Origin of the sequence: Aureimonas sp. AU20, from assembly GCF_001442755.1 — a bacterium.
GTDB lineage: Bacteria > Pseudomonadota > Alphaproteobacteria > Rhizobiales > Rhizobiaceae > Aureimonas.
Genome location: NZ_CP006367.1, coordinates 2,741,690 through 2,759,795, shown reverse-complemented (window position 1 = coordinate 2,759,795; position 18,106 = coordinate 2,741,690). Strand labels below are relative to the sequence as shown.

General features: G+C 60.8%; 24 protein-coding genes and 1 tRNA gene. 24 read left to right on the top strand and 1 reads right to left on the bottom strand.

Going from position 1 to position 18,106, the window contains the following annotated elements; translation table 11 throughout:
- The first annotated feature begins 3 nt into the window (after window positions 1-3).
- The 15 genes from M673_RS25100 (at window position 4) to M673_RS24250 (ending at window position 6,642) form a co-directional block, all read left to right on the top strand.
- Window positions 4-267 (top strand): helix-turn-helix domain-containing protein, encoded by a 264-nt coding sequence (locus tag M673_RS25100; RefSeq protein WP_082639403.1) that lies wholly within the window; start codon window positions 4-6, stop codon window positions 265-267.
- Window positions 264-464, top strand: coding sequence for a hypothetical protein (locus M673_RS12250; RefSeq protein WP_061976321.1), 201 nt, complete (start codon window positions 264-266; stop codon window positions 462-464). The genes M673_RS25100 and M673_RS12250 overlap by 4 nt, the downstream gene beginning before the upstream one ends.
- A 587-nt stretch (window positions 465-1,051) precedes the next feature.
- Window positions 1,052-1,366, top strand: coding sequence for a hypothetical protein (locus tag M673_RS12245; protein ID WP_061976320.1), 315 nt, complete (start codon window positions 1,052-1,054; stop codon window positions 1,364-1,366).
- Between the two features lie 24 nt (window positions 1,367-1,390).
- Window positions 1,391-1,639 carry a DUF2312 domain-containing protein gene (locus M673_RS12240; RefSeq protein ID WP_061976319.1) on the top strand — a complete coding sequence of 83 codons (249 nt, stop codon included), beginning with the start codon at window positions 1,391-1,393 and terminating at the stop codon, window positions 1,637-1,639.
- 3 nt (window positions 1,640-1,642) lie between these two features.
- Window positions 1,643-1,861, top strand: a complete 219-nt coding sequence (locus M673_RS12235; protein ID WP_061976318.1) for a hypothetical protein — start codon at window positions 1,643-1,645, stop codon at window positions 1,859-1,861.
- On the top strand, window positions 1,861-2,190 hold the full coding sequence (locus M673_RS12230) for a DUF1064 domain-containing protein (protein WP_061976317.1): 330 nt from the start codon (window positions 1,861-1,863) through the stop codon (window positions 2,188-2,190). The genes M673_RS12235 and M673_RS12230 overlap by 1 nt, the downstream gene beginning before the upstream one ends.
- A complete protein-coding gene (locus tag M673_RS12225; protein WP_061976316.1) occupies window positions 2,187-2,693 on the top strand; it encodes an endonuclease domain-containing protein in 507 nt (168 codons plus the stop codon). Before M673_RS12230 ends, M673_RS12225 begins: the two co-directional genes overlap by 4 nt.
- Window positions 2,686-3,477 carry a hypothetical protein gene (locus M673_RS24260; protein WP_148640059.1) on the top strand — a complete coding sequence of 264 codons (792 nt, stop codon included), beginning with the start codon at window positions 2,686-2,688 and terminating at the stop codon, window positions 3,475-3,477. The genes M673_RS12225 and M673_RS24260 overlap by 8 nt, the downstream gene beginning before the upstream one ends.
- Complete coding sequence (locus M673_RS12220) at window positions 3,452-4,132, top strand: hypothetical protein (protein WP_061976315.1); 681 nt, start codon at window positions 3,452-3,454, stop codon at window positions 4,130-4,132. The genes M673_RS24260 and M673_RS12220 overlap by 26 nt, the downstream gene beginning before the upstream one ends.
- Entirely contained in the window at window positions 4,132-4,800 is a 669-nt protein-coding gene (thyX, locus tag M673_RS12215; protein WP_061976314.1) for an FAD-dependent thymidylate synthase, read from the top strand. The genes M673_RS12220 and thyX overlap by 1 nt, the downstream gene beginning before the upstream one ends.
- Complete coding sequence (locus tag M673_RS12210; RefSeq protein ID WP_061976313.1) at window positions 4,797-5,261, top strand: helix-turn-helix domain-containing protein; 465 nt, start codon at window positions 4,797-4,799, stop codon at window positions 5,259-5,261. Before thyX ends, M673_RS12210 begins: the two co-directional genes overlap by 4 nt.
- A 148-nt stretch (window positions 5,262-5,409) precedes the next feature.
- The gene (locus M673_RS24255; protein ID WP_148640058.1) at window positions 5,410-5,619 is read left to right on the top strand and encodes a hypothetical protein; all 210 of its coding nucleotides are present in this window, start codon (window positions 5,410-5,412) and stop codon (window positions 5,617-5,619) included.
- Window positions 5,616-6,215: a hypothetical protein gene (locus M673_RS12205; RefSeq protein WP_061976312.1), complete on the top strand. Its 600-nt coding sequence runs from the start codon at window positions 5,616-5,618 to the stop codon at window positions 6,213-6,215. Before M673_RS24255 ends, M673_RS12205 begins: the two co-directional genes overlap by 4 nt.
- Window positions 6,216-6,298: 83 nt before the next feature.
- Window positions 6,299-6,375 (top strand) — tRNA-Met (locus tag M673_RS12200).
- Window positions 6,376-6,399: 24 nt separating this feature from the next.
- On the top strand, window positions 6,400-6,642 hold the full coding sequence (locus M673_RS24250) for a hypothetical protein (RefSeq protein WP_148640057.1): 243 nt from the start codon (window positions 6,400-6,402) through the stop codon (window positions 6,640-6,642).
- Window positions 6,643-6,971: 329 nt separating this feature from the next.
- Here the strand turns inward: M673_RS24250 and M673_RS24245 are convergent, their stop codons facing one another.
- Window positions 6,972-7,310 carry a hypothetical protein gene (locus M673_RS24245; protein ID WP_148640056.1) on the bottom strand — a complete coding sequence of 113 codons (339 nt, stop codon included), beginning with the start codon at window positions 7,308-7,310 and terminating at the stop codon, window positions 6,972-6,974.
- A gap of 2,167 nt (window positions 7,311-9,477) precedes the next feature.
- Between M673_RS24245 and M673_RS12195 the strand changes: the two genes are divergently transcribed.
- From M673_RS12195 to M673_RS12160, 9 genes are all read left to right on the top strand, one after another.
- Window positions 9,478-10,038: a hypothetical protein gene (locus tag M673_RS12195; protein WP_061976311.1), complete on the top strand. Its 561-nt coding sequence runs from the start codon at window positions 9,478-9,480 to the stop codon at window positions 10,036-10,038.
- 354 nt (window positions 10,039-10,392) lie between these two features.
- Entirely contained in the window at window positions 10,393-10,563 is a 171-nt protein-coding gene (locus M673_RS24920; RefSeq protein WP_244493163.1) for a hypothetical protein, read from the top strand.
- Window positions 10,560-12,116 (top strand): hypothetical protein, encoded by a 1,557-nt coding sequence (locus M673_RS12185; protein ID WP_202814319.1) that lies wholly within the window; start codon window positions 10,560-10,562, stop codon window positions 12,114-12,116. Before M673_RS24920 ends, M673_RS12185 begins: the two co-directional genes overlap by 4 nt.
- The gene (locus M673_RS12180; RefSeq protein WP_187301260.1) at window positions 12,059-14,362 is read left to right on the top strand and encodes a portal protein; all 2,304 of its coding nucleotides are present in this window, start codon (window positions 12,059-12,061) and stop codon (window positions 14,360-14,362) included. The genes M673_RS12185 and M673_RS12180 overlap by 58 nt, the downstream gene beginning before the upstream one ends.
- A gap of 85 nt (window positions 14,363-14,447) precedes the next feature.
- Window positions 14,448-15,443, top strand: coding sequence for a hypothetical protein (locus tag M673_RS12175; RefSeq protein ID WP_061976308.1), 996 nt, complete (start codon window positions 14,448-14,450; stop codon window positions 15,441-15,443).
- A 54-nt stretch (window positions 15,444-15,497) separates the two neighbouring features.
- On the top strand, window positions 15,498-15,653 hold the full coding sequence (locus M673_RS24235; protein ID WP_148640054.1) for a hypothetical protein: 156 nt from the start codon (window positions 15,498-15,500) through the stop codon (window positions 15,651-15,653).
- Between the two features lie 172 nt (window positions 15,654-15,825).
- Entirely contained in the window at window positions 15,826-16,350 is a 525-nt protein-coding gene (locus tag M673_RS24230; protein WP_148640053.1) for a hypothetical protein, read from the top strand.
- A gap of 142 nt (window positions 16,351-16,492) precedes the next feature.
- A complete protein-coding gene (locus M673_RS12165; protein WP_082639399.1) occupies window positions 16,493-17,521 on the top strand; it encodes a P22 phage major capsid protein family protein in 1,029 nt (342 codons plus the stop codon).
- A 54-nt stretch (window positions 17,522-17,575) separates the two neighbouring features.
- A complete protein-coding gene (locus tag M673_RS12160) occupies window positions 17,576-18,106 on the top strand; it encodes a hypothetical protein (RefSeq protein ID WP_061976305.1) in 531 nt (176 codons plus the stop codon).

Sequence of the window (18,106 nt, the reverse complement as noted above, 5' to 3'; positions counted from 1 at the left end):
GGAATGAAGTCTCTAAAGGATTGGCGAGAAGAGGCAGGCTTGAGCGCCCGTAGGGTTGCGGAAGCCCTCGGCCTCGATGACGCCTCAGGCGCCGGCACAATCTGGCGCTGGGAAACTGGCCGTAGCAGACCAGATGCCGACGTAGTCGCTAAGATCGTTGAGATCAGCGATGGCAAGGTCACGGCTTCTGACATGCATCTCACGCGGCTTGCTTTTCTGCGGTCACGCAGCGTTCAAGCCGCCATGCGCCCCGGCGTCGCAGCATGACCCGCCACCACGAAGCCAACATCACCCGTCACGGCGGCATCTCCCTCGCAACGCAGGTCTATGCCCTCTACCAGCAGCAAGAGCTGTCGATCTCGCAGATCACAGTCCGCTTGTACGGAGAGGACACGGTTCACGGCCGCAAGCAGGTGAACAGCCTCATTGACGAGGCTCGTCGCAACGCAGCGCGGAGCCACTGAGATGACCGTGTGGCAACCCGGCATGCGGTGTGTGTGCGTGAATGACAGCTTGATTGGGTTCAATGGTCCTGGAGTTTTGACTACAAACTGTTTGGACGGGCTTCAAAAGGGAACGGTTTACACCGTCTCCGCCATTGAGGCTCACCACAGAACAAGCGCTCCTCTTCTCATTCTGTCTGAGATCAAGCGGCGGCATGAACGGGGCGTCTATTTTTTCGCCGGCTTCGATGCTCGCCGTTTCCGGCCTCTCTCCGAAACACGCCTAGACCAGTTTCGCAAACTGCTGGCTCCCGTCGATACCCGGGAGACTGTCTGAATGCGCTCCTCCATCGGCTGCAGTTTCCTCTCTCGTCCTGTGGCCGTGTCTGAGCGGCGGGGTTTTGTCTCGCGTCCCCGCCGCGCCTTTCTCCATTCGTTCCCGGTTGCGCCGATCTCCCCAGATGCGCGCTTCCAGGTAGCCCGAAAAACCAAATCGGTCCGTCTCCATGTCCCGAAGATGACACTGGAGACCGAGCGTGACGCACCCGAATTCAGGGCGTGAGGCACCCGCCATGCCAGCAGCTACCGCATCCAATTACGTGAAGGTCATGGTCGAGCGCGAAGCTCGCGGGGAGGGCGATCTATCGGGCGCCATGGCCCGCATCGCCCGCCGCTATGGGCTCACTGTCTGGCAGGTGGAGCGGCTTCGCAAGGGCCGAAACAAGACCATCGAAGCGGGTCTCTTCTCCCGTATCCGCGCCGCATACCTCGCTGAAGTCGAGCGGCAGATTTCCAAGCTTCAGCACGAGCTCGCAATCGAACGAGCCACCCTGGGAGAAACCGATGCTGTGGAGCGCGCTGAAGCAGCGGTTCGCGAGCTGGCTGCGAAGGCGGCTGACGCGAAGGCGCGAACGCTTTCCTGAACGAGACAACGAGGAGTCAACGCCATGACCGATGCCGTCGCACAAGACCAGATCCGCTCCATCATCGAGCGCATCGAAAATCTCGAAACCAAGAAGGCCACCATCTCCGAAGACATCGCCAATGTCTACGCCGAGGCGAAGGGCAACGGCTTCGACACGAAGGTGCTGCGCAAGGTCGTGTCGCTGCGCAAGCAGGACGCACAGGAGCGGCAGGAGCAGTCTGCCATTCTCGATCTCTACCTCGAAGCCCTCGGCATGGCTTCGGAGGCCTGATTCATGCGCCGTATCCCCTATGCCGGCGCAGAGCGCCAACATCGCCGCTGGAGCGACGACGAGATCACTCTCGCCGCTTCTATGAAAGCTGATGGCGCGAGCTACGACGAGATTGCGGATGCGCTCCTGGACCGCTTCGAGCGTGTCTCGTGCAAGTCCAACATCTATGACGCCCTGCGCACCACCAAAGCCTCCGTTGCTCAGATGCCGGTAGGTGCCTGATGAAGAACAAATACCGCGCTCAGAAGACGGAAGTAGACGGCATCACGTTCGACAGTAAGGCCGAGGCCCGCCGCTTCATGGAGCTGCGGTTGCTGGAGCGTGCCGGCGAGATATCGGACTTGAAGCTGCAAGAGCCTTTCGCCTGCACCGTAGGCGACAAGGCCGTGGTCGTCTGCACCTATCGGGCGGACTTCTCCTATTGGGACAACCGCCAGAAGCGCCAGCGCGTCGAGGACGTGAAGGGGATGGACACGCCCGTGTCCGCCCTCAAGCGGAGGCTCGTCCGAGCGCTCTTCGGCGTCGAAGTCGAGATCGTGAGGGCGTCATGAGCAAGCTTCCCAACGGCTTTTTCCAGTCGTTAATCGATTACAATGCCGACCTTGCCTATGAGCTTGAAGAGCAATTCGAACAGTATTGTGAGAGCCCAATTGAGGTGGCATTCGGGGTGGCCTTTGTTATGGCTGCCAGATCGGCGGGCGTCGATGTGGAAATTTTCCCGAAGTCCCAGGCAAACCTTAGGTCCGGCAGCAAGGCCGTTTTCTACATTACCCCTCAAGTTGATTTGCTAGGGTACAGAGCCGATTTTGTTGCAGGGCTTTACATTGCAAATGACAAAAAGATGGTTGTTGTGGAGTGCGACGGCCATGCGTTCCACAACATCACGAAAGAAACCGTATCTCGCGATCGGCGTAGAGATAGGGAGATGCAAGCTGCTGGCTGGAGGGTTTTGCGGTTTACAGGTTCCGATATTCACCGATCCGCTTTCGATTGTGCGGATGAGGTCATGCGCAATTTGCTGACCATGCACAGGGAGGACCAGTCTGATGACTGATTGGGTCCGCCTTTGGCACGATATGCCGACCGACCCGAAGTGGCGCTCCGTAGCCCGCCGGTCTGGTCAGCCCATCACCGCTGTTCTCTCCGTATTCATTTTCATGATGACGAACGCCAGTGCGAACGCAAACGAACGCGGCGAACTGACATCATGGGAAGATGAGGATGTTGCCGCAGCGCTTGACATGGAAATCGAAGATGTCCGCGCAATTACCGATGCCATGCAAGGCAAGGTCCTTGATGGCATGAAGCTTACGGGTTGGGATAAGCGGCAACCCAAAAGGGAAGATGGCGCTGCTGAACGGGCTAAACAGTGGCGCGAACGCAAGCGAACGCAAGCGAACTCTGATAAACGCCCAGAGGCAGATACAGATACAGAAATATCAGATGCTAACGCATCTGCCGCGACTTCCGCCGCGTCGGCCAAAGATTATCGTGATCTTCTTTGGACTGAAGGAGCAGAAAGCCTTGCTCGCCAGACGGGGAAGACGATCCAAGCATCCAAGTCCTTCATTGGGAAATGCCTTCGCGACGCCAAGGACGATTGCAGGCTAGTTCTCACGAAAATTCGGCAAGCCGAAATCGACCGGATAGGCGAGCCGGCGTCATGGATCGCTGCGGCTTGCCGAGATGTATCCCGAGCTTCTTCAAAGCCTTCCGGCGCAGACCTGATGATTGAAACGACCAGGGAAATGCTCGCCGCGAGGCAACCTTCAAACCCTAACGATTGGCGCAATGACCCAGGGATGACGATCGATGTCCGTGCCAACCATAATCACTAACCGCATCGCCACCGCCCGGGTCGTGGACCTGATCGCGATGGGCGCGCAGAGCAACCTCCAAATTGAGGTTATGCGGCTTGATCGCATCCTCGAAGCCGCGAACGAAGAGCAGTGCCTCAGGACACTTGAAAAGCTCTATCGGCACTTCGCGTTCGCGCCGCCCTCGAAAGCCGAAGAGCGTGTCGAATTGAACAACGGTTATCTCCTCGCGATGAGGGGCTACCCCGTCTGGGCGATCATCGACGCGGGCACGAACTTCATTCGTGGCTCTGTCGAAGGCCACAACCCGGATTTCATGCCGAAGGCCGCGATGGTTGGTCGCGAGTTGGCCCGCATCGTGGACCCCTGGCGCCTGAAGCTAGGCCGTGCTCGGAAGATGGCCGACGAACAGCGCCAGCTCGATAGCGAGGCTGAAGGCTATGGGCCTCTCTCGCCGGAAGCTCGCGCTCGCGGAGAGGCGGCTATCGCCCGGCTGAAGGCTGGCGCTCTGGCAGAACGAACCCAAGGCCAGAGCATCATCCCCGCCTATGTCGATCCCAACCCCATCACGAAGGAAGCCCTAGACGCCGCTGGCATCCCTGATGCGCCGGCCAAGACGGGTACCTTCGCCAAGCTTCCCGCCATCGACACTTTCCAAATGCAGAAGGCCAGCTAATGAACACCGCCCGTCTCGTCGCCATCACCCAGCCTCTCGTGCCGGAATGCAAAACGGCCGAAGAGTTCATCGTCTACGCCGCCCGCGTCTCCAACCCCGGCAACCAGGCCAACCGCGAGACCGATGCGCGTTTGCTGGCCTACCTCATCCGAAACAAGCACTGGTCCCCTGCGGAGATGGCGTCAGCCACGCTGGAGGTGATCACAACACGCGATACCGCCCGTCAGATGCTTCGCCACCGCTCGTTCTCCTTCCAGGAGTTCAGCCAGCGATATGCCGAGGCCAGCGTCGAGCCGGTCTTGCGGGAAGCACGGGGGCAACACCCTACGAACCGGCAAGCAAGCGTCGATATTGATGATGACAGCGAGGTATATCACGAGTGGAAGCTACGGCAGATGCACGTCGCGGATGCGTGTGCTGCAGCCTATGAGTGGGCAATTCAGAATGGCATCGCCAAGGAAGTCGCCCGCGCCGTTCTGCCTGAGGGGCTGACGCCTTCCACCCTCTACATGTCCGGCACCTTCCGCTCCTGGTTGCACTACCTCGACCAGCGCGAGGCGGAGGGAACGCAGAAGGAGCACCGCGAGGTTGCTCAGGCGATCCGCGCCGAGCTGGTTGCCGCCGCACCCCTCATCTTTTCCAACGACCATAGGAGCATGGGAGCATGATCTCCGCATCCGCCACCAAAATTAACGCCAGCATCCGAGAGAGACGCGCGCTGGATGCGGCTGCGATTGAGGCCGCCGCCAACGCCTCGCAGATCGTTGCGCAGCTTCGCAAGCAGCTCGCCGCAAAAGACGAGAAGATAGCCGAACTGAAAGAGACGCTTAAGGACATGGAGACTGGCGCGAGGGTTTCCGCTCGCGGCACCATGGCTGAGGTCTCCAAGCGCAGAGACATGCCCATGCAAGCTCTGCTGGGGCCAAGCCGCGCTCAGTCAGTCGTCATCGCTCGATACGAGGCGATCTACGAAGTCGCTCGTCGTTGCTCATGGATGAGCTTGTCAGAGATCGGGCGCTTGTTCGATCGAGACCATACGACAATCATTCATGCTCTCCGCGTCTGGCCCGAGAAAGCACAGAAGTACTCAATCCCGGTGCTGCCTCTTGGCCGCGAAGAGGTGGATTGATGGCTTCACTTGTCGCTGTTTTGACTGTGCCTGGTGTATGCTTAGGCCTCGTCATGTCGGCCTGCGTCTCCGAGCGTCGGTTGCTCAACATCATCAAGGCCGGGGCCTTTGAGCACGGCGGGAAAGCGTACAGCGTGAGGGAGGTGGCATGAGCGGTTGGATTAAGCATGATGGCAAGGCGCTGCCAGTTGCGCCACAGACAGCCGTCGATATTCGATTTGAGGACGGCTGTATGCTCAACGATTTCGCTGGTGAATGGCATGCCCAAGACCCGCGAAATAGCCACTGGGTTTGGGAGCCGGAGGCCATGTTCGGGCATGAGATCGTAGCTTACCGCGTTTTGGAGCCCTCCGCATGAGAACCGCCAGCGAAAAGAAGAAGCGCGGTCGAGGCGGCCACAACAAGAAGCTGGGCGTCCCCCGCTATCCCTCTGGTGACGTGAACCACGCTGCTATCGAGAAGCAGAAGGACATCGTGTCGGTCGCCACGGCCGCCCGTGTTCGCCTCTTCGGCATCGCAGCCAATGACGCCCTGTCCGACAAGGCCGGGTCTGTCTTCGGCCGCATGTACCTCCAAGGCGAGCTTGGTCCTGTTCGAGGCAAAGAGGGGATGGCTGAAGCTGTGTATGAGGCGGGCATGGAGTTCGCCCGTCGTCGCAAGGCTTACCTCTCGGCCATCTCTGCACCGCCTTCGCCTCGCTCTAGCTCCGAGCTATCGGGCGGTGGCCGTCACATTGGGGTGGATAACGAAAGCGATGCCTACGCGCAACATTGCGCACGATCGCGAGCACGGTATGCCGAGATCCGCCGCGTGTGTCTCGATGCTGATGCGATGTCCATCATGGCGCTCGAAACCATTGTCTGCGAGGACAAGATGTCGGCGGCTCTCGTCGGCTCGCTGCGCATTGGCTGCAATGCCATCCACCGCACCATCATGTCACAAAAGAGGGGTTGACTAGCGATCGCGTTTGCTCCAAGTTCGTTTTTAAGATGGCGTGGTGCGCCCAAGGCGAGAAACGCCGTTAAATCCATCAGTTCAGCAGAGTGGAGCAGCCCGGTAGCTCGTCAGGCTCATAACCTGAAGGTCGCCCGTTCAAATCGGGCCTCTGCAACCAAGATCGAAGCGTAGGAAAGATTTCATGCGTCAGGATCTGGATATAGAGATCACTGCTGGCATGATGGCTCGCCTCATTGAGGCCTTGGAAGAGTCTGGGTTCATTGGGGAGGATGGAACGGGATCTGTACCGCCAACCCTAGCTTTCGAGCTATTGGATCGAGCGCTGAACAATCCTTGCTCTGGAGGAGTGAGGGCTCAATCAGCTGAGCGAGAAGCATTAAGTTTTCTCGAATTCCATCGCACTCGCCAAATCGCGCGCCTCTGATTTCGATAGGTTTTCCATGGCAAACTCCGATGGCCAGAAACGGGACGAGGTTCTAAAGCGCCTTCTCCAGACTCCACCGCAGCCGAAAGGCCCGAAGGAGGGCGGAGGTGTCGGGCGCGCACAACAGCGCGCGCCCGATGGGTCTATGGACAGTGAGGGAGTGCCAGGAGATTGTTAGGTAGCCCGTCCTGACAGAATGCCCGAGAGGGCGCATAGGTGAGAGCGGTTCCAAGGGGTTGGTATTGCCGACCGCGAGGTAACGTTGCAACGCCGCTCTCGCACACACAGCCCCGTCCGCTTCGGCAGGCGGGGCGACCTCGTTCCCAAGTTCAGCACGAAAGGACGGATAGATGGTCGCTCGATCCGTCACTGACGTTGTGCTGGGTGAAGCGACCAGCGGCACTAAGGCTCAGCGCCTTGCCGATATGAAGGCGATCTATTCCGCCATCGCCAACCGAGCAGCACTCACGGGCCTGACGCCGCAGCAAATCGTCGCCAACAGCCGAGAATTCAACGCCTACGGCCGAGCTTTGCCCAAGGGTGTCGGCGCCTATCGTGATCTGGCAGAACAGGCCATCCGCGAAGTGCAGACCAAAGGCCCGGTCCACACCGGTACGTTCTACGCCACACCGAAGGCGGCGAAGAACCTCCCGTCCGGTCTTCAGCACGTCACCTCGACCAGCGGACACCGCTATTATAGCGACCCGCAGAACCGTTCCATTGGCACGGCTCTTGGTTATCGTCAGCCGACGCAGAAAACAGGCGCCCAGGCAGCAATTGATGTCGCCATGGCCTCCGCGCCTCGCAGTGTCCCGACGCCTTCGTTCGCGCAGCGCCCCATGCCAACACTCTCTAGTGCGCTCGCTGGTCAGCCTCAGACTTCTGTTGCGGTCAGTGCGGCGGGATCGCTGCCATCCTCACTATCAGCCCAAGCCATTCGAGGCGGGCGCATTGGTCTGAACACGACGACTGGCGTCCCGACACCCTCGGCTCGTCCGACGCAGGTCATGCAGAGCGCGTCACGAGCTGCGCCAGACGCCTCCCGCTTCGGCCCGAGCCTCCCGGCTCAGATGCCGGCAGCGATGTTGGACCGATATGCGGATAGCCGACCAACACAGACCGCAGGCAGACTGTCCGATCGCGTTGCACCTCAGAGCGTGACGGCAGGTCTCGGCCAACCTCTGTCAGGTGTGAAGGCGCAGAACGTCGCTGATCGTCTGGGTACATTCGAGCCGACCCGTTCGGCTGCATCTCTTCGCACGGCTCCAGCATCACCGTTCAGCCTCGGAAGCGTAGTCGGCATCTCGCCTGCTGCCGCGGCCACGACACCAACCGCAGCGCCTAGGACAACCGCGCAGGCTGTCACGCCTGCCATGACGGCGCCGACCGTACCGACTCGCACGAACTTTGCAGGACAGGTCGGTTCACCCCGTGCTCTAGAAGGACGGCTCAACGCCTCTCTGGCGTCGGTGAACCCGATGGTCTCGCAGGCACCGGTTCGCTCTGCACCTGTCGCGGCACCAACGATCACGACGCCGACTGTCACGGCATCGCCGAGCATCGCCGCTCCTACCAACTTCGCCGGGAGAATTGGGTCACCTCGCAGTGTGGAGGCTTCGCTTCCTGCCGGCGCACTCGGCGGGATCTCGGCTCCGTCTCGTGTCGCCGTCCCGACTGCCGCGCCAAGGACTGCGGCCATGACCGCTGCCCCGGCTCAAGTGTCGGTTCCTAGTTCGCGGCCGACGATCAACGCGCCTCAGGCTCGGGTGGCTTCACAGGCACCGCAGGCCCGGGTCGCAATGCCTACCGCTCGACCGGCAGTCTCCGACCCATGGAGTGGAATGCAACAGGCTCCACAGGCTGTCGCGACCCCAGCGCCCTCTGCCACGGTACAGCCCGGCCTCATGTCTCGCCTTGGTCTAACGCCAGGGCGGATTGCAGGTGGTCTAATCGGGTCCGCAGTCGCTGGTCCTATCGGCGGCCTCGTGGGCGGATATCTCGGCGGGCGCCTTTCCGGCCCCCAAGCTGCGGCTCCTGCCGCCGGCGGCGCGTCCATCGGCTTCGGCGGTCTGGGTGGTCTCGGTGGCATGAACTCGTCGTCTGGCGGCTATGGTCGCAACGACACTCGCAGCGGCGGCTTCGGCAATGCAGGTGGATATTCGGACCGCTCGGGTTCGTTCGCAGGCTTTGGCGAGAGAGACAGCGCCGTGGGCTTGGACGGCGGCAAGGTTGGGGGCTCGTCCTCTAGCCGCTCGTCAAGCAGCAGCAAATCGTCGTCATCGTCAGGCGGTAAGTCGAGCGGCGGCGGGAAGGGTAAGAAGTGACAGAAGGTGAGAATGTCATGATGGAATGGCAGCCAATTGAAACGGCCCCGCGCGACGGTACTCAGATCCTCGCTTTGGTGGCGTCGCCCTACATGGACGATCAGTCGACCTATCATATCCTATCGTGGCAGAAGGGCTGGCCTAGCAGGTTCGAAGGACATCCTTCTCAGCCTGATTGCTGGTGGGCAAACGAGAATGGCGCGAACTATCACGAGCCATATGTGCAGAAGTGGGCACCCCTTCCGGAGCGAAAAGCACTGAGCGGGGTCCCGATGCTCGAACGGTCCATTAAGAGTTATTCTCTGTCTGAGATGCGCGTCCCTTCCTGAAAATCATTCGGGCGACAGGCTATCCTTGTCTCCGGCGACGACCCGCCGTCATGGTCCACGATGCCTCCCAAGCCGGTGCCCAATAGCACTTCGCCAGCTTGGACAAGGTCAAGCGCTGCCTGTCCGCAAGATGCCAAGCGCAAATCTGGATGGTCAATCAATGTTCTCGATGAGGGTTTTCGATGAGCAACGCCGTTGATCCTCGCGACGCCTACTTCGCCGCTAAGGGCATCACCGACCCCGACGCCATCGCGTACTTGAAGCGCTACCCTGAGGTTGGTGCAGCAGTAGAGCAGTACGGTCCGAACACGGCGCAGATCCACTATGCGACGTTTGGCAAGGATGCAGGATGGGTCTGGGGCAGAGAGCCCGAGCAACCCGCCGCTCAGCCAGCACAGGCTCCTGCCGCCGCAGCGATGCCCTCCATGTACGGCAACGGCGCAGACAACTGGGACAGCTACCGCAAGCAGGCCCAAGCAGCGACGCAGGGCATCAATCAGATGCCGTTCGTGTTCTCCGACTATGGCTCCATTCCGACCGACGATAAAGCGGCCAATGCGCTTCTCTACGCCGGCTCCGCAACCGCACCTGCCGTCAACCCGCTTCTCGCCGGCATCACCTCAGCTGCTCAGTTAGGGCAGGCGATGGACCCGACCGCGCTCTTGCTTGGCTCTGGCCCGCTGACATCCGTTGCCCCGACCAAAGAGCAGCGCATCGCCGCTCAATACGGCAATCGCTACTGACACACCGAAGCCGGCAACAATCCGAAGGGAACTGCCATGCAGAACGATTACAGGGCCACAGTCACAAGCCACGTTGGGCCGTTCGGGTCTATTCCGTGCCGGACTGCAACGGTTGAAGACGGGCATCTCGTCATCACGGGGTGGGACGGTATCATCGCCGTCTTTGCCCCAGGCTCGTGGAACGCCGTACGGGTTGACCCTGCCGTGCAGAACCGCGAGCCAGAGGCTGGCTAAAGTAGCCAGAGATAGCCAATGGCCGGATCAAAGCCGGGGGAGCGTCGCGGGGGGCGACAGAAGGGGACCCTAAACAGGAAGAACGCAGAGCGCGTCGCTGCTGCGGAAGCTGCGGGGCTAATGCCGCTTGATTATATGCTGTCGATCCTACGCGACGAACGGCAGACAGAGGACAACAGGATGTGGGCCGCCGAGAAGGCCGCGCCGTATGTCCACTCAAAACTGGCCTCTGTCGAGATGACGGCCAATGTCACAGTCTCGCATGAGGACGCGCTGGCAGGTCTCGAATGAGCACGATGAGCGATCGAGAGCGGGCCATCCGGGTTCGCCTTCGAGACGATTTCCTCCACTATGCCGGCAAGTGCCTTCGTATTCGATCGAAATCCGGCGCTATCGTGCCGCTCACTCTCAACCGGGCGCAGACATATCTCCACGAGCGCCTAGAGCAGCAGAGGGCGGAGACGGGCAAGGTTCGCGCTCTCGTCCTTAAGGGACGGCAGCAAGGCGTCTCTACCTATGTTGGCGGTCGCTTCTATCATCGGGTGACGCATTCGCGCGGCCAGAGGTGCTTCATCCTCACGCACGAGCAGGACGCGACCAACAACCTCTTCGGCATGGTGGATCGCTATCACCAGCACTGCCCCGATCTGGTGAAGCCCTCCACCTCGGCGTCGAACGCGAAGGAACTCTACTTCGACCGGCTGGGAAGCGGCTACGCGGTCGGCACGGCAGGCGCAAAGGCGGTAGGCCGTTCTCAGACGGTGCAGCTCTTCCACGGGTCGGAAGTCGCCTTCTGGCCTAATGCGCAGACTCACTTCGCCGGTGTCGTTCAGGCCATCCCTGATCTGCCCGGGACGGAGATCATTCTAGAGAGCACGGCGAACGGCGTTGGCGGCGAGTTTCACGCTCGCTGGCAGCAGGCCGAGCAGGCAATCGGAGACTACATCCCGGTTTTCATGCCGTGGTTCTGGCAACCGGAATATCGCCGTGCCGTACCAGAGGGCTTCATTCTGACCGATGAGGACGAAGCCTATAGGTACGCACACGGCCTCGACCTCGAACAGATGGCATGGCGGCGGAACAAGATGGCGGAACTGAAAGACCCGCTGCTGTTCAAACAGGAGTACCCGGCGACTGCGGACGAAGCTTTCCAGATGACCGGTCACGACAGCTTCATCAAGCCGGAGGCCATTCTGCGGGCTCGAAAGCTGGAATGCGAAGGGGTCGGGCCTCTCGTCATTGGCGCTGACCCGGCTCGTTTTGGCGATGATCGGTTCTCGTTGGCATGGCGTCGCGGTCGGAAGATCATCAAGCGCGAGAGCAAGACCAAGCTGGACATCGTGGCCGGTGCGAACTGGATCAAGCAGGTGATCGACGCCGACAAGCCCGACGCGGTTTTCATCGACGTGGGCGGCTTGGGTGCCGGCACCTACGACATCCTGAAGAGCTACGGCGAACCGTATTCGGAAATCTGCATCGCCATCAACTTCGCAGGCGAGCCGCAGGAGCCGATCAAGTTCATGGCCGATGGCTCCAAGCGGCCCGGCCCAAAGAACCGGCGGGCGGAAATGTGGGAGCGTTCACGAGATTGGCTTGAAGAGCCGGCTGGCGTGGACATCCCTGACGACGACAGCTTGCAAGCCGATGCCTGCGCGCCTGGGTATCACTACGATACGAACCAGCGCCTTCTGATCGAGAGCAAAGAGCATATGCGAGCCCGAGGGGTTCGCTCCCCCGACGAATGGGACGCGGTTGTTCTCACCTTCGCGCAGCCTGTCGAACAGAAGTGGGCGGAGCCGGTGAAGGATCATCGCGCTTCGTTTGCTCACTCATGGATGGGCTGATGGCCGAAGACACCACCTCCAAAGGCGAAAAGCACGACCTGCTAGCGGAAGCCAAGGAAGCGTTTGAAGCCGCTCACGAGGCGGAAGCCGACAACCGCGCTCTTGCGGCCGAGGATCTTCGGTTCTCGCGTTTGGGTGAGCAGTGGCCCGACCAGATCGCAAAACAGTATCAGACGGACGGGCGTCCGATGCTGACCATCAACCGCCTCCCGGCATTCATTCGCCAGGTCGTCAACGACGCGCGGCAGAACAAGCCGTCGATCAAGGTTCACCCGGCCGACGACAAGGCCGATGTCGCCACGGCGCACATCATCAACGGCCTGATCCGCAACATCGAGTACACCTCGAACGCTGACGTGGCCTACGATACGGCCACCGAATGCGCCGTCTCGATGGGCTGGGGCTATCTGAAGGTCGATCTCGACTACGCTTATGACGACACGTTCGACCTCGACCTGTCGATTGAGCGCGTGTCGGACCCGTTCTCCATCTACGGCGACCCGTCCTGCATGGATGCCGATAGCGCGAACTGGAACAGCGCCTTCGAGACGGAATGGCTGACGGAAGACGAGTTCAAGGACCAGTACCCCGACGAGGACCCGACGAACTGGTCTGGAGACAATGCGAATTGGGCCAGCGACGGCAAAGTGATGATTGCCAAATGGTGGCGCCGCGAGGAGGTTCGCCGTAAGGTTCTCCAGCTTTCAAACGGCGTCATCATCGACAAGGATGAGGCCGAGAAGGAAGTCGAGTTCAACGGCTACATGGTCCCTCAGCTCCTTCTCTTCGAGCTTGAGGGCATCACCGTTAAGGCCGAGCGCGAGACGCGGTCTCACAAGGTCAGCCGGCACATCCTGAACGGCGGCGGCGTCATCAAGACGGACAAATGGCCGGGCCGGTACATTCCGATCATTCCCGTCTACGGCGACGAGGTGATTGACGACAAGCGCAAGCGGCATCTGCGGTCTCTTATCCGAGACGCCAAAGACCCGCAGCGCATGTTCAACTACTGGCGGTCGAAGGCGACGGAACTCGTGGCCCTCGCGCCTAAGACGCCGTGGATCGGACCTAAGGGCGCATTCAAGTCGGATGGCCGGCGCTGGGCGACCGCGAACAGCGAGAACCATCCGTATCTTGAGTTCGACATCACCGCGGGCGGCCCGCCCCAGCGCCAGCCTCTCGACACGGGAGCGGCAGCAGGAGCCCTTCAGGAGGCGATGAACGCCTCAGACGACATCAAGGCCACCATCGGCATCTTCGACGCTGGCATGGGCTCTCAGGGCAACGAGACGAGCGGTCGCGCGATCCTCGCTCGCCAGCGCGAGAGCGACACCTCGACCTTCCACTTTCAAGACAACATGAGCCGGGCAATCCGCCACACCGGCCGCATCCTGATCGACCTCATTCCGAAGGTCTACAATTCCGAGCGGATCATTCGCGTCATGGGCGAGGACGGGGTTCCGTCGAACGTGCCTTTGATGCGCCCCGTGCCCGTCCAAATGGGCCAGGGAATGCCTCAGGTGATGGAGCAGGGGCCAAACGGAGAGCCGATGCAGGGTGTGGGTCAGGTAATGCCCGGACAGTCTCAGGCGCCGCAGATCAAGACGTTCGATCTCGCTCAGGGCAAGTACGACCTCACCGTCACGACCGGCCCGAGCTACACGACGAAGCGCGAGGAAACCGCCGTCCAGATGACGGAGATGATGCGGGCGTTTCCGCAGATTATCCCACTGGCCGGCGATCTCCTCGTCAAGAACCTCGACTGGCAGGGTGCGGAAGAGATCGCCGAGCGGCTGAAGGCGATGCTTCCGGCTCCGCTCAATGGCGGGCTGCCTCCCGAAGCCCAGCAGCAGATCCAGTCCATGGGCGCTCAGTTGGAGCAGTCCAAGACCATGATCCAGCAGATGCTGGCCTATATCGGCAAGCTGGAAGGCGACAACACCGCCGACATGGCGAACGTCAGCGTGAAGCAGTACGAGGCCTTCACCAAGCGTCTGTCGGCTCTCGGCAAAATCCAGGCAGACGGCGGCGCGAATGTCACCGACGCGCCCGGCCCGAATGGAGACTGGGAAGGCATCGTCGCTGCGGCCGAGGCCGACAAGCTTCACGCGACGGCGGAGAAAGAGCGCTCCGCCGCTGATCTGAATGCCGCGAAGGCCATCAAGGAACTGCGTCTGCCTGAGGCAGTGCAGATGCCGATGGACGGCTCTTTGCCCCCGCTCCCGCGCCGGATGCGCGGCTACTGAACACGGCTCAAGGGCCTGTCGCACGACGCCAGCGAATAGGCGTCCATCCCTAAACACCGAACCAACCTTCTAGGAGTTCGACCACATGTCCGACACCAACGGCGCAGAAGCCGCACCTTCGCTCGACTATATCACACCGGATGATGGCTTTGACGCCACGGCAAGTGACACTGCCGAGCAGCAGAACGACGATCTCGCGCCGGAAGGTGACGAAGGAGAGCCCGAGCTAGACCTCGACCTTGAAGCCGAGGCTCCTAAGCCGGGTGATGAGAACGCCGACGAGTTCGAAGAGATCGAACGGAACGGCAAGAAATACCGCATCCCGGCCGCCCTCAAGGGCGAGCTGATGATGCAGGCCGACTATACGCGCAAGACCCAGGAAGTCGCCGCCGCACGCAAGGAACTGGAAACCCATCAGGCCGCTGTCGAACAGCAGCGTCAGATGATGACCCAGCAAGCCGAGATGCAGCACGCGAACATTCAGGATTTCGCGCGCCTCGTGAACCTCAACGATCAGCTCGCTCAGTATGAGCAGGTTGATTGGGCAGCCTACGAGAAGCAGGACCCGTTCGCCGCGAACGCCGCGTGGCGGGAATATCACCAGTTGGAGAAGGCCCGCAACAATCTGGCGGGCGAACTCCATCACAAGCAGCAGCAGGCACAGCAGGACCATCAGCGCCGCACTCTCGAAGCGCAGCAGTCTTCCCGAGCGGAGATCGCCAAGCGCGCCGAGGAAACCATGAAGGTCCTGACGAGCAAAGTACCCGGCTGGAACCAAGAGGTCGCAACGGAGGTCAGCTCTTACGCCATGAACGTGAGCGGCTACTCCCAGGACGAGCTCGTGAACGCAGTCGGCGACCCGCGAGCATTCATTCTGCTCCACAAGGCCATGAGCTACGACAAGGCCATGGCAAAGGCAGCAGATCGCGCCGCAAAGGCACGACAGCAGGAAGCCGTCGCTCCCCTCACCACTGTCCCGCGAGGCAACACTTCGCCCGCGCCGACAGGTCTGGATGATCGACTGTCTGCCGACGAATGGGCGCGCCGTCGCAACGAACAAGTCCGCAAGCGCGGGCGCTAACCCAACGATCCTCGACAGCCCAGGGCGGCGTGAGGATGATCAAGGACACCACCAGTGGCAAACACTCTCCTGACCTCGACGGCGATCACGCGCGAGGCTTTGCGTATCCTCCACCAGCGGCTGAACTTCATCGGAGCCATCAACCGGACCTATGACAACAGCTTCGCCAAGGACGGCGCGAAGATCGGCGACACGCTGAAGATCCGTTAATTTAGGCGGCCTGCCGTGGCGACACGGCAGTGAAGAACGACGTGAATTCGGTGGACACCGTAAGCTTCTCTGCGATAGATTTTAAGGGTATCACCTCGCAGGGAATGACATGGCAATACCGAGCGAAGCTTTGATTGCGTGCAAACGGTGCGGGGATAAGGTCCCGGCCAAAATGATGGTTCAGGGCAAGCCTTGGCTGTGCAAGCCCTGCAATGCAGCAAAGACTAAAGACTGGCGGGCGAGGACTAATCCTCCAACCACTTGGGTGAAAACCCGAGACACTGGAACGCCAGAGCAAATTGCGGAACTCCGCGAGAAGCATCGCCTCTATCAGAAAAAGAGTGACGAACGGCGCTTCGCGAAGATGTCAGAAGCCGAGATCGCGGTCTACAAGGCCGATATCAAGGCTAAGAAAGACTTCCGTATGAGCACCTTGAAAGGCGAGACCTACGCTGCTTATGGTGGCCCGGTCTGCAATTGCTGCGGCGAAACTGAACCATTGTTCCTGTCAATTGACCACGTCAATAACGATGGGAATTTGCATCGCAAGGAGATCCCAAAGGTCAACGGCGGCTACAGCATGTATGTATGGCTGAAGCGCCAGGGCTTTCCCGCAGGTTTCCAGATCTTGTGCATGAACTGCCAGACTGGGAAGATGCGGAACAATGGGATCTGCCCGCATTCAAAGAACGTGTGACGGTCAGGGCGCAAGCCCGTACCCCCAAGCGGGGGGAAGCGCGTCGGGACTGGCTTCGGCCAGTTCATGAGATGACCTGCTCTTAGCCGAAAGGTTAAGCTGCCCGGAAGGGCGCAAAGGGAACTAGCGAGCCCTTTGGAACATATGGCTCCCCAATCAATACACTGTGCGAACCGGCCGCATCCTGAACACGCAGGACACCGTCGAAAGCAACGTGTCGCTGACCGTCGCCACACAGAAGGGCGTCGATCTCAACTTCACGTCGGCCGAGCTGACGCTCTCGCTGGACGACTTCTCCGACCGCATCCTGAAGCCCGCCATGTCGGTCCTCGCGGCCAACATCGAAGGCGACCTCATCAATCGGTCGTACAAGAAGGTCTACCAGCAGGTGAACAATCAGGGCGCCCCGGCGACGTTCGCCAAGGTGCTCGCCACCCGCAAGATCCTCGTGGATAGCCTCGCGTCGCCCGATCTCAACATGCTCCTGAACACGCAGGACAACGTCGATATCGTCAACGACAACAAGAACCTGTTCAATGACCAGAAGGAGATTTCGAAGCAGTACAAGGACGGCTCGATGGGTCGAGCCGCTGGCTTCGACTTCTGGGAAAACACCTTCATGCCGGCGCATACGCGCGGTGCCGGCGCGGCCTATCAGGTCAACGGCGCTGGTCAGACCGGCAACTCGCTCGTGGTCTCCAATGGCACGGGCGCCGTAAACCAGGGCGACGTGTTCACCATCGCAGGCGTGTTTCGCGTCCATCCGGAAACCAAAACCTCGACTGGTCTGCTCCAGCAGTTCGTCGTCACCACGAACTATGCGGGCGGCGCCGGCACGCTGGCGATCTCGCCCGCGATCGTTCCGACCGGCCCTCGCCAGAACGTCTCGATGGCGCCCGCTGCCAACGCGGCTGTTACCTTCGCCGGTCCGGCGAGCACGGCATCGGGCATCTCGCTCGCGTTCGACAAGGACGCCTTCGCGTTCGTCACGGCCGATCTGGTCATGCCGAAGGGCGTTGACTTCGCCTCGCGGCAGGTCCTCGACGGCATCTCCATGCGTATCGTTCGCGCCTACTCGATCTCGGACGACACGTTTCCATGTCGCCTCGATATCCTTTACGGCGATGAGGTGATCCGCCCCGAACTCGCTGTTCGCGTCGCCAGCAACTGATGACATGAGGGGAGCTTCGGCTCCCCTTTTTCATTCAATCAGGGAACCGAGATCATGACCAAGAACACCCCGACCTACGGCTATTCCAAGACGGGCGAAGCCAAGCTCTTCTATCTCGAAGAAGGTGAAGACCTTCCCCCGGGCTATTTCACCTCGCCTAAGGGCAAGGTCGAAGACGGCGACCTGTCCAACGGCTCCGTCACGCCTCCCGACAGCACGAGCCTCAAGACGATCCCGGCGCCCGAAGTGCCCGAGAGCGAGAAGGACCACAGCGAGAACCCGAACGAGGGCGGCTTCCTTGAGACGCCGACGACCTACCCACATCAGCTCGGCAGCACGGACATCCATCCCGACGACGAGAACCATGACGGGATCGATCGCAAGCTCGGCCCCGCCGAGACGTTCAACAAGCCGGTCGTTCCTCGCGATGGCCGTGATGGTCCCGACGACGAACTGACCGAGATCGCTGCGTCCGAGGACAAGGCCCGTCTCGACGCCTACGCCAAGAGCAAGGGCGTCAAGCTCGACCGGCGCAAGAACTTCGCCGACATGCTCGATGAGCTGCGCGCGAGCCAGGCACGCTAA